The 15,758-nt window shown below is 53.3% G+C and carries 13 protein-coding genes; 7 read left to right on the plus strand and 6 right to left on the minus strand.

The annotated features are described in order from the left end of the window. The first annotated feature begins 134 nt into the window (after window positions 1-134). The gene (locus tag VE954_RS02725) at window positions 135-818 is read left to right on the plus strand and encodes an RtcB family protein (protein WP_324949430.1); all 684 of its coding nucleotides are present in this window, start codon (window positions 135-137) and stop codon (window positions 816-818) included. A 41-nt stretch (window positions 819-859) separates the two neighbouring features. Here the strand turns inward: VE954_RS02725 and VE954_RS02730 are convergent, their stop codons facing one another. The 6 genes from VE954_RS02730 to VE954_RS02755 form a co-directional block, all read right to left on the minus strand. Next, window positions 860-2,185, minus strand: a complete 1,326-nt coding sequence (locus VE954_RS02730) for an adenylate/guanylate cyclase domain-containing protein (protein ID WP_324949406.1) — start codon at window positions 2,183-2,185, stop codon at window positions 860-862. 27 nt (window positions 2,186-2,212) lie between these two features. Further along, on the minus strand, window positions 2,213-4,327 hold the full coding sequence (locus VE954_RS02735) for a 7TM diverse intracellular signaling domain-containing protein (RefSeq protein ID WP_324949408.1): 2,115 nt from the start codon (window positions 4,325-4,327) through the stop codon (window positions 2,213-2,215). Between the two features lie 184 nt (window positions 4,328-4,511). Continuing rightward, a complete protein-coding gene (locus VE954_RS02740) occupies window positions 4,512-5,336 on the minus strand; it encodes a hypothetical protein (RefSeq protein ID WP_324949410.1) in 825 nt (274 codons plus the stop codon). A gap of 211 nt (window positions 5,337-5,547) precedes the next feature. After that, a complete protein-coding gene (locus tag VE954_RS02745; RefSeq protein ID WP_324949412.1) occupies window positions 5,548-7,902 on the minus strand; it encodes a tetratricopeptide repeat protein in 2,355 nt (784 codons plus the stop codon). Window positions 7,903-8,109: 207 nt separating this feature from the next. Beyond that, on the minus strand, window positions 8,110-8,904 hold the full coding sequence (locus VE954_RS02750) for a cyclic nucleotide-binding domain-containing protein (protein WP_324949414.1): 795 nt from the start codon (window positions 8,902-8,904) through the stop codon (window positions 8,110-8,112). 76 nt (window positions 8,905-8,980) lie between these two features. Beyond that, window positions 8,981-9,691 carry an MBL fold metallo-hydrolase gene (locus VE954_RS02755; RefSeq protein WP_349263790.1) on the minus strand — a complete coding sequence of 237 codons (711 nt, stop codon included), beginning with the start codon at window positions 9,689-9,691 and terminating at the stop codon, window positions 8,981-8,983. Between the two features lie 271 nt (window positions 9,692-9,962). On the opposite strand from VE954_RS02755, the gene VE954_RS02760 reads away from it, so the two are divergent. From VE954_RS02760 to VE954_RS02785, 6 genes are all read left to right on the plus strand, one after another. Further along, complete coding sequence (locus VE954_RS02760) at window positions 9,963-11,117, plus strand: zinc-dependent alcohol dehydrogenase (protein WP_324949418.1); 1,155 nt, start codon at window positions 9,963-9,965, stop codon at window positions 11,115-11,117. A gap of 14 nt (window positions 11,118-11,131) precedes the next feature. Beyond that, on the plus strand, window positions 11,132-11,620 hold the full coding sequence (locus tag VE954_RS02765) for a hypothetical protein (protein WP_324949420.1): 489 nt from the start codon (window positions 11,132-11,134) through the stop codon (window positions 11,618-11,620). A 232-nt stretch (window positions 11,621-11,852) separates the two neighbouring features. Beyond that, window positions 11,853-12,362 carry a hypothetical protein gene (locus VE954_RS02770; protein ID WP_324949422.1) on the plus strand — a complete coding sequence of 170 codons (510 nt, stop codon included), beginning with the start codon at window positions 11,853-11,855 and terminating at the stop codon, window positions 12,360-12,362. Window positions 12,363-12,401: 39 nt separating this feature from the next. Beyond that, the gene (locus tag VE954_RS02775) at window positions 12,402-13,994 is read left to right on the plus strand and encodes a hypothetical protein (RefSeq protein ID WP_324949424.1); all 1,593 of its coding nucleotides are present in this window, start codon (window positions 12,402-12,404) and stop codon (window positions 13,992-13,994) included. Window positions 13,995-14,040: 46 nt separating this feature from the next. After that, the gene (locus tag VE954_RS02780) at window positions 14,041-15,198 is read left to right on the plus strand and encodes a hypothetical protein (RefSeq protein WP_324949426.1); all 1,158 of its coding nucleotides are present in this window, start codon (window positions 14,041-14,043) and stop codon (window positions 15,196-15,198) included. Between the two features lie 27 nt (window positions 15,199-15,225). Continuing rightward, a partial coding sequence (locus tag VE954_RS02785; protein ID WP_324949428.1) for a hypothetical protein occupies window positions 15,226-15,758 on the plus strand: 533 nt, incomplete at its 3' end.

The raw sequence follows: 15,758 nt of genomic DNA on the forward strand, positions 1-15,758 counted from the left end.
AAGCGTGGTCCTAAACTTCTGATTCCACAGGAGCAGGTCGGGATCAACATCCCGGTCACACGGCAATCCATGTATGTGCTTGGATAGAAAAGTACACTAAACTCTTTTTATGACTGTCTCAAAATAGCTGATTTATTCCGGGCTCGCGCGGCGTTGGGAACATGATTGCCCAGCATCATATTAATGTTGCCCGTGGTCTGATGAAGAAAGCCTTCATTGATCTGCCGAATATGGACCTGGCTTATTTTTTGGAAGGCACCCGAGAATTTGATCATTATATCAGCGATATGCTCTGGGCTCAGGAATTCGCCTACCTGAACCGACGTTCGATGGGCCGTCTCGTGCTCAATGAAATCATTGCGATGTTTGATCTGCGGGATCGCAAGGGATCACGGATGAAGGCGGATGCTATCGAATTCATTGATTGTCACCACAACTATGTGGCCCGTGAGATGCATTTTGGTGAAGATGTGTGGGTGACTCGGAAAGGTGCGGTGCGGGCGTTTGCCAATGATCTGGGCATTATCCCCGGTTCCATGGGAGCGAAATCCTTTATCGTCAAAGGTCGCGGTGAGCCAGAGTCCTTCTGTTCCTGCTCGCATGGAGCCGGGCGTCGTTTGTCGCGAACCAAGGCTCGCGATCTTTACACCGAAGCCGATCTGCGCCGTCAGACAGCTGGCATCGAATGCCGGAAAGACGATGGGGTTTTGGATGAGATCCCGTCGGCCTATAAGAATATCGATGAAGTGATGCAGAATCAGAGCGATCTGGTTGAAGTCATCGAGGAATTGCGGCAGCTGATCTGCGTCAAAGGCTAAGCCGGCTAAGCCGGCTAAGCCGGCTAAGCCGGCTAAGTCCGCTACGAGACGAGGCGATCACGTCGAACGGGATCGCCTTGCTCAGCTGCGTTGAACATGCGATAGAAGAGTTTGGTAGCAGACGGATCATCACGGACTTTGAACGAATTCTCGTTCAGATCAAATTCAACAAAATCCCGCCGAATATTGGCAGGCAGGCTGCGATAGACCTGACTCTGCAGGACGATCATCGAGCCTTTCAGATCGATGGTTTGCACCACAATCTTGCGCGCCTCTTCATAGCGCGTGGCCAGGATCACCGCGCGCCCGTACATATGATATTCGATGGGCCTATAGGTGGTGTAAAAACTTTCCAATTCACCGGACGCTATCCCAATGGAACAGTAAATCGGGCTCGTATAGTCAAGGGTCTGCACATTCTGCTCAAAAATTTCCACAAAGCGATACGCCAGCTCCAGGGCCACCTCAGCATTGGGCCGACCTTGAGGCGCTAGGAAGGGATAGCCAATCGAACAGAGAAAGCCATCGCCCATTTCATTGATGCGGAAGGCATTACACTCCATGCGGTCTTCATTGTATTGGTCCATCATCAGCTGGCTACAGCGGCCAAAGGTTTCCCGGAACAAAGCCTGGGCCCTTTCATGCTCGACTTTGGAGCTGGCAATGATATCGAAAAATATCGCGCAACCGCGCCCTGACCCACAGGGCATGGTTTTTTCGAGTTCCATGCCCTGCTCCATCATGCGCAGCTGATGCGGATAAAACACCTTGTCCAACTGTCTGAAGCTATGATGGGTCTTCTTCTGCTCCAGCTTGAGCTGGAAATAATTACGACGGGCTACCTCATTCAGGAGGGCCGAGCTGAATCCATAAAAGCAGAAGAAAAATACGAACACCTTTTCATCCGTTCCCCACGTAATGTCGAGCACATAGATAAAAAAGGAAGCCAGGCCCAGGTTGGCTATCGAGAACAACAGGGTGTGCCAGAAACCGACCGAGACCTTAAGGAAAAGCAGGCCAAACGAGAAAAGAAACAGGATTACGTAGCCGTTATAGGATTCATGAATCTGCAGAACCACATATTCAGCCCAGGCGCCATGGCAGGCGGTCATGAGAAGAGTCATCTGCGTCGGAGGAATACGGAGCAGCTTATACAGTTTAAAATAAGTGACAAGCAGACCAAAAACGGTCATGCCGCCTGGAACCAAGGCAAACTGGAAGAAACTGAGTTCACTTTTATAGCCGAAAATCTGCTCAAAGAGAAGGATGGCCACCACAGCCAGCGCCCAGCCCGGAATGGCCATGAACGCCATCATGAAGCTGACGCGCCCGGAGTGGGGCAGGTTTTGCAAGCGGAAGATGGTCATAAATCGGTTCTGGTCCCCACATTCAAATCAGGCTGCGAAACTCACACTTAGAAGCCCCTCATGACAGCGCTGAATATATTTAATGGTGATAGGATCATCCGGCAGCTGGCTCAAATGTTCCTCGAAACCATCCAACGCTTCATTCCAACGCTCTTCATGATAGGCCTTCACACACTCTTCCCAAAGGATCTGGTTCATTTTCTTGATCTGTCGAGCGGCTGGGGGGTTGTGATCATACACTTCATAGAGCGCGATCCGTTCAGCCTTACCCTTGACTTGAGTCTGGCCGATGTAACGGATATGCAGCTCTTCAGGTCTTTTGATAGCCATAAAGGTGGAACCGGTGATAATCAGGGGCGCGCCGAACTCCACGGTGGCTTTTTCCAAACGCGCCGCGAGGTTCACAGCATCGCCGATAACAGTTCCTTCCAAACGGGACGCTTCGCCGATCACACCCAGCATGGACCAGCCGGTATTGATGCCAATGCCTATTTCAATGGGCTGCCCGGCCCACACATGAGCGGCATTGAATTCGCCCACTCGGGTCAGCAGGGCCAGGCCGGCTTGAATCGCGTCGTCGGCTTCGCGTTCAAAAATGCCCATGATGGCGTCACCAATGTATTTATCAATGACTCCGTGATGGCTTCGCACCAGGGGCGCAACGAATTGATAGTATGAGATCAGGAAGGCAAAACCCTGCTGGGCACCCAGTTTTTCACTGAGAGTGGTATAGGCGCGGATATCGCAAAAGAGGGTCGTAAGATCCTTTTCCACACTCTGACCCAATTCCACTTCCAGGATATCGCGTTTGCCGAGCAGCTCAATAAAATCATGCGGCACAAAACGTTCAAAGGAAGCGTTTAAACGAAGCTGATCCTGATTCGCTTTCTTTTCAATGCGGAGAGCGTCTTCCTTGGCCCGCATGGCTTCCTGCCGTTCCTCGTTGATGCGGTCCGCAATACCAATGGCCAGGACGATCATTTCAAGGCATGAACCAATTTGCGCGCCGTAGAGAGTTACGAAATTACTCGGTAGCCAGCCCAGGTTACGCAGGGAAAGAATCACATGCCCCAGGCAAAAGACTGTCCAGGCCAGGCTGAAGAAGCGCGCGGGTCGGTAGCCCTTAAAGATGCCGTGGAAACCAGCGACTAGCCAGAAGACGAAGCAGACACCGCCGAGCAGACTGGCGAACTTCAAAAGCTCGCCATAGTCCCAGAAAGCACACATGACCAGTAAAAAGAGCACCAAAGATTTTAGAATCAGGCCCGTTCGATAGAGAGTTCTGGCCCTGGTTTTAAGATTTAAATAGGCTTCTGTAAACTCCAGGCCCGCCAGCAGGCTGAGGCAGGCCGTGATGGGGATTGCATAGTTGGACCAGATCGGCGAGTTCGACCAGAAGAATTCATAGCCGATGCCATTCAAGGCCATCTGAAAAATGCTGTAAATACTGATATAGGCCACATAGGCGAAGAAAACCCGCTCCCGCAGAGAATACAGCATAAAAAGGTTATAGATGATCATCATGAAGGCCATGCCATAGTACAGGCCAAACACATACTGCTGCTGGTTGATCATCTCGATAAACGCGGCCGGTTTCCAGATGCGTGGGGTAAACGTCAACGTGCCCAGAGTTTCAATGCGAACCGCAAAGAGACGTGATGTCTCAGCTGGGAGGCGCATGGGGAACGATGGATTTTTGATTTTCAGGGTCCGGTCGGCGAGTTTCAGGCGATCGCCTGCGACCTTCTGATCAACGATTTGGCCGTCTGTATCGAGTATATAAAAGTTGACCTGATCCAGCAGAGCATAATTGAGTTCAAAGATGAAATCCTGCTCCTGCTTCGTGCCGTTGTCCAGGCGTCCCACGAACCAGAACGCATGATGGTTGATACCAAAGTTATTGGTCCCGGCCGGAAGTTCCCGCAGCTGCCCTTGTATCAGGCGTTGATACACCTGTTCGAGGCTGGTGTTTTGCGCCAGGTCTTCAAAGTAAAACATCCCTTCGCGCAGAGGAGTGACCTCGGCGTCCTTATTCAAGGGAATGGCTTGGAGAGGCGCACCGTTCGCAAGGGCATGCTGCCGGTCGAACAGCAGGATCATAGTGAAGAGGAGTGGCAGCCAAAGCTCAAGCCAACGTTTCATGCGCGCGTATCCACGATAAAGGGTACCCCTGGGTTTGTCGGAGTTTTCGACTGAAGATTAAGGGAGCCAATGGGCGGGGCTGGAAAGGGACGGATGTGCCGGGTTGTAGGTCGCTGGAAATACTAGATAATAGACGTAATTCATCCCGCCTTGAAAGGCGGGCTGCGGTTTTCATCGCGCAAGATCAGGGGCGACAGGTCAGATCGGAACCAGGATTTTTCTGAAGTGCGGCCTCGCAAAGGCTACTGCTGACACCGGAGATGTCCAGGCTTGGGTTGTGCCCGCGCAAGTCCACAGAGAGACTTTCGCTGCTGCCGCCTGTGAGAGTGATCTGAGCCTTGGCCTGATCACCGGTTTCTATCACAGCCACGGCCTGGACCACTGAAGCGGTGGAGAACTGCAGCTCCGGTTCATGACCGGCGAGGAAGAAACACACGCCGGTTAGAGGCGTGGCGCTGTCGAGATCGAGGACAACCTTAACGCGATTTCCCGTTAACTTTAACGCGATCACGCTATTGGGTGAAATGACTATGTTGCTACTTCTGTCATCGACATTCACCACGGTTAATGGCTTGCCTAAATTTCGCATGGCAGGAGCGCAGGCCTTGGCCACAGCTTTGGCGTCGGGAGTGGGGCGGGGCTGTGCATCGACGGGTTCCAAAGGCGCGGGCACCGTTTGATCGGCAGAAGAGCGACCGGGTGATCCGGTACGGCCCGTACCGGGAAAATTCTCAGGTGTGCCAGAATCAGGTGTGTTGCCTGGATTGGCAGCTGAATTGATGCCTCCCGCGGTGGCGTCCGCGCTGCCAAAGTCATCCGACGCAGCGCCGTTCACGAGGGTGTCGATGTCAAAACTTTCGCCTGAGGCAGTGCTGGGGTCTTCAGCTGTGTTGACAGAAACCTTGATGATAGATTGAGGCTTTTCTTGAAAAGACGGGGTGTCGCTGCCGCACGCTGCCAGTTGCAGGGGCAGAACGACTTTCATCGAGTTCGATAGAATCTTGAACATGCAGGCTCCTCCAGGGTGCCGAGACTTAAAGTCTCTGCTTGGGACCCCTTCGGACAATCCCCAGGACAAATCCCGGAAATCGTAATTTGGAAATGGAAACGGTAGAGTAGGGCGTGGTTTCTCGCTCAGGTGGTGGCTTCAGCTGAAGCTGGCACGTGGGACGGCTCACATCGAGGCATCGGCCGACCTTTGATTGGGTGCGTGGCCGGGCTCACATCGTGGCATCAGCCGACCCTTGCTCAGGCGCGTCCGTGTTTCGTTCGGCACGTCGCAGCTGCGACAGGTAACGGCTTTCGTTCGGCGCACCTCGCAGGGCAATCTTGTAATGATGAATAGCTTCAGCGCGTCGCTCTTTTTTCAAGAACCAATTGCCCAAGCGATAATTCGCTTCGGGATGATCAGGATTGATCTTCAGAGCACGATAATATTCTCCGTTGGCTTCCGCATTCTTGCCTTGCCAACGCGCGATATCACCCAGGACCTGATGCGGATCCGCCTGGTCTGGTTTCAAGGCCAGACTGCGCTTCAAAGTCTCCGAGGCATCGGCTGTCCTCTTCAGATGGAAATAGGATGTGCCCAGACTCGTGAGGACTTCAGGCCAGTCGGGTTTGATTTCCAAGGCCTTGTTGAAATAAACCACCGCCTGATCATATTCCTTGGCATAGGCGAGCACATTGCCAAGGTTGCGGTTCAATTCCGGGTCCTTGGGATTGGCCTTCACGGCCTTTTCATAATGCGGGCGCGCCTGATGGAAAGAACTCTGGCCATAGTAAATATCGCCGAGTGTGCGTTGCGCAATATGATCGTTGGGATCAAGTTTGACAGCTGATTCCAGATGAGTTTGAGCCTTCTGACCCTGGCCTGTTCGGGATAAGGCCAAACCTAGAAGAGCATGCGACTGAGCGCGTTCTGCAATCTGACTGCCATCGGTGAGGCCAAGGGCTTTTTCAAGATAGGGAATCGCTTCGTTGTACTGCCCCCGTCTCACATAAAGCATGCCCAGGTAGCGAAGATTGGTGCCATTATTCGGGGCACGATCCACCGCTTTTTGAAAATGCACCAGGGCCTTTTCATAATTGCCTTGATCATAATAAGCCAGACCCAGACGATTATGCGCTTCGGTGAAGTTTGGATTCAGTTCCAAGGTCTTCTCAAACAGTGCCGAAGCCTTGGCGGCAGAACCGAGCCGCTGTTCGATTTCGCCCAGGTAAAAGTGAATATCGGGATTGATCTGATTGACCTTCAGCACCTGTTCATAATGCATCTTGGCCTTTTCCCACTGACCCTCGCGCCGATAGGTGTCACCCAGGGTTGCATGCACCACCGGACTATTGGGATTGATGACGATCGCATGCTCCCAAAGAGCCTTATCATTTTGCCAGTGCAGAACGTTGCGGAAGGTCAGATAACCGAAGCTCGCAATAGCGACCGCAAAGACTGCGGGCAGCCAGGCGCGCCGCCCCAAAGCCACAGCGCCAGCGATGCCCAGGGCTGGGCCCAGCATAGCGAAATAGGAAAATGTGTTCGCGACGGTGGAAGTGGCCTGCTTTGAAAAGAGAATAAAACCGAGATACGGCAGCAGAGCTGTTACAAAAATACCGAACGCAGCCAGAAAAATTCTTTGCAACTGGCCGCGACTGTAGCCAATGAACATGACGATGATAAAAGGCAGCAGCCAGGTGAGATAGCCCCACCAATGATCCATCACAAACTTGGGCGAGCGGCCGTAATCGGGGCCGAGCATGACGGGTGCCAGGAGTTTGGTGATATAGAACATCAGGGCGTCACCGGCTACAAACGGGCGATACCAGAACGGTGTTTGGTCAGCCAGAGTTTGTGTGGGATCCGCGCGTATGGCCCAGATGACCGGAGCAATCGCCAGCAGCGCCCATAGGAACAGCGGCCATACCGGGACGCGTGAGACAGATAACGAACTGCGTTTGGGCAGAATGTTCACCAGCAGCATCGCAACCAGCGGAGTTATGGCTGTGGCTGGCGTTGTCAGCAGGGCCAGAATAAAGCTGATCGTGGCCACTTGCAGCGGCCGCCGCGCACTGGTGCGAGAGTCGGCGGTGCGCATCTCGCCGTAAACCAGATACTGCCAAAGAGCCAGCAAAGCAAAAAAAGCACCCAGCACATACGGAGTAGCTGCAATGTAAGCGACCGGTTCCACCTGTAGCGGATGCAGCGCAAACAGCAGGGCGCCCACAAATGCGGCTCCGCTGCTTTGCAGAGCCAGAGTCAGAATCAACATCACCAGGATACTGTTGGCCACATGCAAACCAAAACTCAGCCAATGCATAACGGATGGCGTTCTTTGCTGGTCGGGTGACACAGCCTGCACGAGGCTCCAGAGCGTTCGCGTGACCGGCTGGTAAGGCTCGCCCTGATTGATCTTCCAGCTCTCGCGGATAGCTGCAGCAGGCGCTGTCCTGACGGGCTGGTCGGTGGTATCCACCAGGCCGAGGGCCCGACGGTCATCCCACACATATTGGGCCTGCCGAAGACCAGAGAAAGCCGCTGCGCTCGCTACAATCAGCAGCCAGGCGTAAAAAATTTTTTCCATAATCGGTCTCCTTTGCGAGACAGAACCGAAAGCACGATTGGGCTGGGTCGGTTAAATTGAACGGGAACCGGAATTTCACATGGGTCTTTTGTAAGTATTCCGGCGCAAAAAATCATTCCTTTTTTGAGGAAAGATACCGTTCACGCGCTTTGTAGCTGAGGAGAGACAGAGTTTTTACGTGGGGGTTTTTAGGTTGGGCGGGCGGACTCAAGCCGGTTTCTTGAAAAGGTTTCGGTCCCCTGCAAGCGGAATGGCTGTGCCACCATTGGCGATGCGTTTGATGTTTTCAAACTGTTGAAAAATCAAATCCAGCTGTTGGGAAATGCGATCAAAATTTTGGGAATCGATCAGAAAAACGTCTTCTAGAACTTTTTGCAAATGCTCCAGATCGGTGCGCGTGTCAGGAAATTTCTTTTGCAGATTGGTGAGCAGCGGCATCACCTGCATAAGCTTGCTGACAACAGCGGCGCCGGTCTGATTGACTTCAGACATGGTTTCCGTCAGCTGTCGCGGCACTTGGGAATCTGTTAAAATACCGCTGATGAGGCTATGGACTTCTGAGATTTCCTCGTTCATCTTGCTGTTGACATGGCGAAGTCGCGACGACAACAAAAGGGCCGCGCCCTTATAAAAGGAATAGGCGCAGCCGGGCATATTCACTAGAATCTTCTTAAAATCCCCGACGGAACAGAACATCAGTTTGGCGGTTGCGGAATGAATGGTGACCGTAGCTGATGCCGTTTCCACTTCTTCAACCAGCGACATTTCACCGAAGCATTGACCACTTTTCAAAATGGCCAACGCGCTGTCGACCTTGGGTATGGTGACCGCGACTTCGCCTTCCGCGATGATAAAAATGCCCGGAACGGATTTCCCATACGAAAGGATAATGTCGCCCTGCTTGCCTTGTCTCCAGGTGAACCAGTTGGGGAGCTCCTGGCGCGCATCAGCTTCGAAATACCGAAAGAGTGGAATTTCCCTGAATTCGATGGGCTGGGCCATGCCGTCTCCTGGTCCTGGAATGTCCGTGAATGGGTTCATTATAACATGAAGGTGACGCCCAGGGCAGGCGGGTTTTTCACAAGGACCCGCTGCCACCCGCAGTGTTGCCACGCAGGCCGCATTCAAGGTTGGCTGGCACGGCTTCCATGATTTTCTTAGGATGATCCAATTTCAGATCGCGCATGAATTGAATAAAGTCGTCGCGGGTTTTGGTCAGCCTGGGATTGAAATGCTTTTCCTCACCAATGGTGGACGAGGTCATGCCTCGATAGTCATGGCCCGGGAAGACCAGCGTCGATTCAGGCAGAGTGAAGAGTTTTTGCGTGACCGAATCGTAGAGCTTCGGCGCATTGCCGTTTTGAAAATCCGTACGGCCACAGCCGCGAATGAGCAGCGTGTCCCCGGTAAAGACCCTATCCCCCACCCGATAACTCAAACAGCCATTGGTATGACCGGGCGTTTCCAGAACATGGATCACTATCCTGCCCAAGGTCAAAGTATCAGGTTCGGCTAACTGCAGGTCGGCGCATTCCACGCCGCTCACTTTGGAGAGACCGGTCTTGCAGGATGTGCGCGCCCGCAGTACGCCGGCTGCGGTGATGTGATCCGCATGCACATGCGTATCCAGCACATAGAGGAGCCGCAGATCCAGTTCTCCAAGTAACCTGAGGTCACGGTCGACCTGCTCTTGCACCGGATCAATCAGAACCGCTTCCTTGGTGTCGGCGTCGGCTAGAAGATAGGTATAGGTGGACGTTTCGCGATCAAACAGCTGCCTGAATATCATGGGCATTCCTTTCCAGTCTCCTTCAGGCAATCTACTGGACACCGGTCATGAGGACAAGCTGCCTTTTACAGGTAACACCGGGGGGTGTTGGCTGCTTTACGCAGGCAACGTCGGGGGTGTTGGCTGTTTTGCGCAGGCAACACCGGAGTTGTTGGCTGCTTTGCGCAACCAACAACTCCGCCCCCCCAGGTGTGACATAGATGGATCACCCAATCCCGTGGCCTCGCTTTTGCTTACTGTTTTATCAGTTGGCTTAACGTTGGAGGTGATTATGTTAGCAATGACCTACCGCGGCCCCTACCGAGTGCGCGCGGAACAGAAAGCGGAACCCAAAGTGGAACATCCGAATGATGCCATAGTCCGGGTGACCCGCTCCGCTATCTGTGGCTCGGATTTACATCTTTATCACGGCCTTATTCCTGATACGCGGGTGGGAACGACCTTTGGTCATGAGTTTACCGGCGTCGTGGAAGACGTGGGTTCCTCAGTCCAGAACCTGCGCGTCGGCGATCATGTTCTGATTCCGTTCAATATTTCCTGCGGCTCCTGTTATTTCTGTTCGAAGGAACTCTACAGCAACTGCCACAATACCAATCCCGAGGCCACTGCCGTCGGCGCGATCTTCGGTTATTCGCACACAGCGGGCGGCTATGATGGAGGCCAGGCGGAGTACGTCCGGGTTCCCTTTGCCGACATCGGACCCCTCGTTATTCCTGAAGATGTCGACGAAGAGGACGCGCTGATGTGCACGGATGCCTTGCCAACTGGATATCAAGGCGCAGAAATGGGTGATATCAAGGAAGGCGACACCGTCGTGGTCTTTGGTGCAGGTCCTGTCGGTATTTTTGCGGCACGCTGCGCCTGGCTCTTTGGAGCCGGCCGCGTGATCGTCGTCGATCATATCGACTATCGTCTGGAATTCGTTAAGAAATATGCACCTTGTGAAGTGATCAACTTTAAGGAGCATGATGACATCGTCGTGCATCTGAAAAAAATTACAGATTACCTGGGGCCGGATGTTGTGATCGATGCCGTTGGCGCTGAAGCCTCGGGCAGCATGCTCCAGCGGTTGACCGGGGTGAAGATGAAAATGCAGGCGGGCGCCGCGACAGCCCTCTATTGGGCAATCAACTCGGTTCGCAAAGGCGGCAACGTATCGATTGTGGGCGTGTATGGTCCCACCTTCAATGCGGTACCGATCGGCAACGCCATCAATAAGGGGCTGACGCTGCGCATGAACCAGGCCAGTGTGAAACGGCATTTGCCTCGCCTCATTGAGCATATTCAAGCCGGTCGTCTGGATCCCAAAGCGATCATCACGCATCGAGTGCCGCTGCAGGAAGTCTCGGACGCTTACCACATGTTCTCGAGCAAACTTGATAACTGTATCAAAACCGTTTTGATGCCACCCCGAGGCAGTTTTTGAAAGGACATAATTTTATGATGCATGTTGAAACCTCACAAATTCCAGGCTGGGGCGCTGATCTCGATAAGGCCAATCGTCCGGCTGTTCCCATGGAAAAGACCCCGGAACACGGGACGGGAGCTCACTGGGATATTCCCGAATTGCAGCCACGGACCATGAAGATTTTTAAATCCATCGAGCACCCGCGCATGCCGCCGGTGTTTGGAACCTCGGTTCCCCCGACAGGACTCAGTGGGCGTATCAAGGAATATGCGTACTCGTTTGGTGAGGGTCGCCCCGCCCGGTGGCTGCCGATCCTGCTGGCGGATCGCATCAACGTTGTGGAAGGCCTGATCGATGATCTGCGGAAGGGCCACATTCCCAATATTTTCGCTGAAATGGGCTGGAAGGCCGAGTGGAAATATAACCGCGAGGGCTTTATCAAAAAGGCTCTGGTGGTTTCCGGCATTCTGGCTGGAGGTTATCTTTTCATGAAGAGCAGGAGATCCAGGCTGTCGGTGTGATCCTACATGGGGAATTTTGGAAGTGCCCGCCATCCCTCGTAGGGGGGACGGTCGGGCCTTAATAAGCTCAGATTATCTGGACTTACCCGTTTTACGTCCGCCGTAAAAATTCAAATCCTTCCCGAATAATCTCCAAATAACAAGGAGTTATGGAACAAAATAAAAATTCTCATAAGGGCTGGATTATCAACCGATAAGCACCCCACGAGAAAGTTTATGGGAAGGGATCACTATGCAAGACCTGCAACGCTTGGCCTGGAGCCTTGTTGGGCTCACGTTGGTCATGACACTTTCGGCCTGTTCGCGACAGCCGCGCTACACCTCGCCCAAACTTGGTGAAGTGGTCTCGATGCAGCCGATCGCCGTCAATAGACTGCTGGCTTCCACTCCCGCGAAACGTGGTCCGCTCAAACTCAATATCATGTGGGGCGGACGTATGCTCACCAGCGACAAAGGTGACACGACGATCAACTTCCGTGACAACGCCGGCAGGATTCGTTTCACCAAAACCTGGTCGCAGTTGGAATCGGCTTATCGCGATACCGATTGCAGCAACCAGGATATTGCCACGCTCGACGGTTCGCTGATGGGATCCGCTTTGATCTGTGACGGCAGCCTCGATCTGAGCGGCATTGCCATGATTGAAGGCATAGATGCCAAAGGTGAGAAGCGCAGTGCCACAAGCTGGGCCGTATACATGGTCAATGAAAACGTGGCCGCTGCTTCCATAGGCCTCTATTAAAACATCGCAAGCAAGCTTGATTCATAGGGAGCAGGGTTTATGACAGGTATCTGGCACAAAATGTTGATCATCCTCCTGATATGTGGGGGAAGCGCCTGCAATAAAAGCGGACTGCGCGGCGGGACGGCCACGGCTGTTACCGATCAGCCCGAGACCACGGTGGTTGTGGAAGAAGTTCCCGCCACGACAACGTCGGCAGCGAATGCGGCCATTCTTGCTGAAAACATCAACGATACTCCTCTGAATCCGAGCTTCAAAGGTGGTTTTGAAGCCAAGGCTTTGGTCGCCAATGAAGAGAATCATATCTGGGTGGCGACGGCGGCCGGTGATGTGCATCATATGCGCCTGGAAAAAGGTGCGATCAAGAGTCGCAAGATTTGGACCGCAGCCACGCCGGCCAGCGGGACCCGCACGTATGTGCTTGAAGGTGGTGCGGTGATGCTCGCGAAAAACGGCGGGCACCTTTATTTTCTGCATGATGGAATTCCAGAAGGCGCGATCGATAAGGATCCCGCCAAAGGCTATTATTTCCGCCTGGCCGGTGTCGCGGATACCGAACGCAGCTGTATCGTGAGCTATCGAAAGAACGGCAAGCGTTTTGTGGGCATCGGCTACGGCCTGGGCAACTTTGTCGAGATCGAGCAGGACGATAAGTTGCCCTATGCTCCGAAGTTTGCCACCGTCACGGCGCCGGTGAAAGTCACCGAACTGCAGTGGGGCTACAGCTGTTATGTGGACCAGGTTCGACTGCAATACTATGGCCAATATTTTAACGGAACAACCGCCGGCATTGACCTTAAAACCATGACAGCATTGGATTTGAATAAGGCACCCAACAAAGCCTTTGCATCGACCAATCTGCCGGCTTTGACAGTGGGTCCCAACGCTGTTGGCAACGGCAGCTATGCGATGTCGGGGGACCGTTTGGGCAATGTATTCAATACCACAGGTTATTATACTCTGGCTTTTGAACCGCGCCAGGCGATGGTCTGGGGCACAGCCGGGACCAATCTTAGCATCTATCCGCATGATTGCCTGTATAAGACGCCTGAATGCAAAGGCTTCGCGACCTATAATTTGATGGAAAGCATCGGGGCCCAAATCGGACCCATGAGCGCACTCGGTGACGGCAATATGGTCGGCATGGTGCGCGGTGTCGGTGATGTTTACCTGATCAAGCTCAAGGTGCCTGGCAATGCCGCCCAGGGTATTGATGCGGTGAAGATAGCAGAAAAAGTCGGCAACGGTGGTGATCCTTATATGTATACCGACTTCACCGGGGCCACCCTTTATCTGACCAACAGTTTGAACGAATTCGACTTTACCAAGGCCGGCCTGTGGGATGCCAAAGCCCCCATTCGTCAGCTGGGATTCACCTGGACCCAGGTGGATGGAACAGCCGAAGAGTTGAAAGATATCAAAGTTGAAGTGCGCTGCTTCAGTGATGAAGCGAACAAGGGCGAATTTCAAACTGTGACCATTACAGCTCGACCCAAAGCGATGCAGCTTTTGGACGTTGCCAGCTGCGTGGATAAGATTACGAGCAAAGCTGAGCTGCGTTTAACTCAATTGGGGACAACCAGCACGAGTCTTATGAAAGTGAAACAGGTTCAACTGACAGCTTTTCAGTGATGCGGCCTGCGCGTTCATGTGGTTACAAATGGGGATGGAGTGAGTCATGAAAAACATCGGACGACTGCTCTTGGGTTTATGTACCCTTTTTGGAGCTCACTGCTCCAAAGTGAAAAATGAGAATCAACGTGGCCTGGCCGGCAAGAATATTGAATCGGTGGGCAACGGCGATGCCGTGGTTGAGGATGCCGTGAATCCCGATGGCCAGGCGGTTGTGACCGATGGGAGTGAACTGCCACCGCTCAAAGTCGGCTCCGAAGTGGACGTCAGTGCCATGCCGGAAGGCTTTTTGGATGACATCAGCCATATCAGTAAGATCAGTTCAACCCGGACTCTGCTTTATAGCAAAAGCGGATTCAGCTGGTTGATGGACGAAGAAAAACTTGGAGTTCTCAGCAAACTCCAAACTAACGTGAGCATCCCGGCCGGTTCGCGCATGTTTGTGCAGGAAGGTCAGCATTTTTGGTTGTTTGGTGCGTCCAGTATTGCCTTTCCTTCAAGCAAGGCGTCCGAGGATTTGGGTCAGGTCAGCCTGCTTAACGTCACACCGGAATTGCTCAAGGACCCGCAGCATAAAGTGCTTTACGTGGGACCTAACAGCGTAATTTTGGGCAGCGAAGCCAAGGCCAATATCCTGGTTCGTGATGGCGACAAGGTTCGTGCGATCAATCTCGATTTGCCGAAACAGAGCGGTCAGGTCGTGACAGTCACGGCAGCCGGACAGGCCGAAGGCGCGGATGCTTTCTGGTTTTTGACCAACGAGCAGCTTCTTTTGCTGAAGCGAGGCCAGGGCGGTCAATTCCAGTGGCGCGTGGCAAAATTTAAAGTCGATCCCGGTGTGGCTGGAACCCCGGGTCAGGTGGCGATGCTGCTTGCGGCACCCAATGAAAAGGAAATCGCATTTTTGGGCCGGACCTTTGTCTTGAACGCCGGAAAACTCTATGAAAAAGAAGCTCTGAAGCTGAGCCTGCCCGATGAAAAAGCGGCGGCCATTGCCCAGAATTTTGTAACCAACGTCCAGCCCCTTTTGAAAAATAACTGTGTCGGCTGTCACCCAGGTTATGATACGCAGCAGTCTGCAACGGACAAGGCAGCGGCCTACAAAACCCATCTGATGAATAAAACCATGCCGCCTGCTCCGAATGCGCTCTCGGATGCGGACACCAAAATTATACTCGACTGGTACGCGTCCATTCCGCTTTAATGATCCCATTCTTGCAATGGAGGCAACGTGACGGTTCGATTCATTATGCTTCTCAGTTTGACCCTTGTGGGAGCCTGTGTTACGGGCTCTCGCGCGTATGATTCGAATCAACCGGCCGCGGCCTGGGATGCAGAATGCCAGCCTGAGAATCTGCAGGGAATGAGCAGCTGGGTAGTCCTGACCTGCACCATGACCAATCGAAGCGATCAAACCCTGGCCTTTCATGCCATCGACCTCGTCACCAGTGAAAAGGAGGCGTGGCGCCAGCCCGATCCGGAAGAGCTGGGGGTTTTGAAACGCGATCTGCAGGCGCGAAAGACATCCAAAAATTTGCCTCTCATGCTCAACGGCAGCGACCGACTCGAAGGTTTTGTGGCCCAGATGCTGGTCGTGTCAGGGTTGTGGCTGACGCAGAGTCTCAAGGAACCCGGGCAGCTCCCGGATAAAACCGAAAAGACGATGGACGTCAAACCCGACGGCAACGTTCGCCAGGCGTTTATTTTGTACAAGGATTCGCTGATTGCGCCGTCATTTGTCACACTGATTTCGGCCGATGGACG

Source organism: Oligoflexus sp., assembly GCF_035638955.1.
In the GTDB taxonomy this organism is placed as follows: Bacteria; Bdellovibrionota_B; Oligoflexia; order Oligoflexales; family Oligoflexaceae; genus Oligoflexus.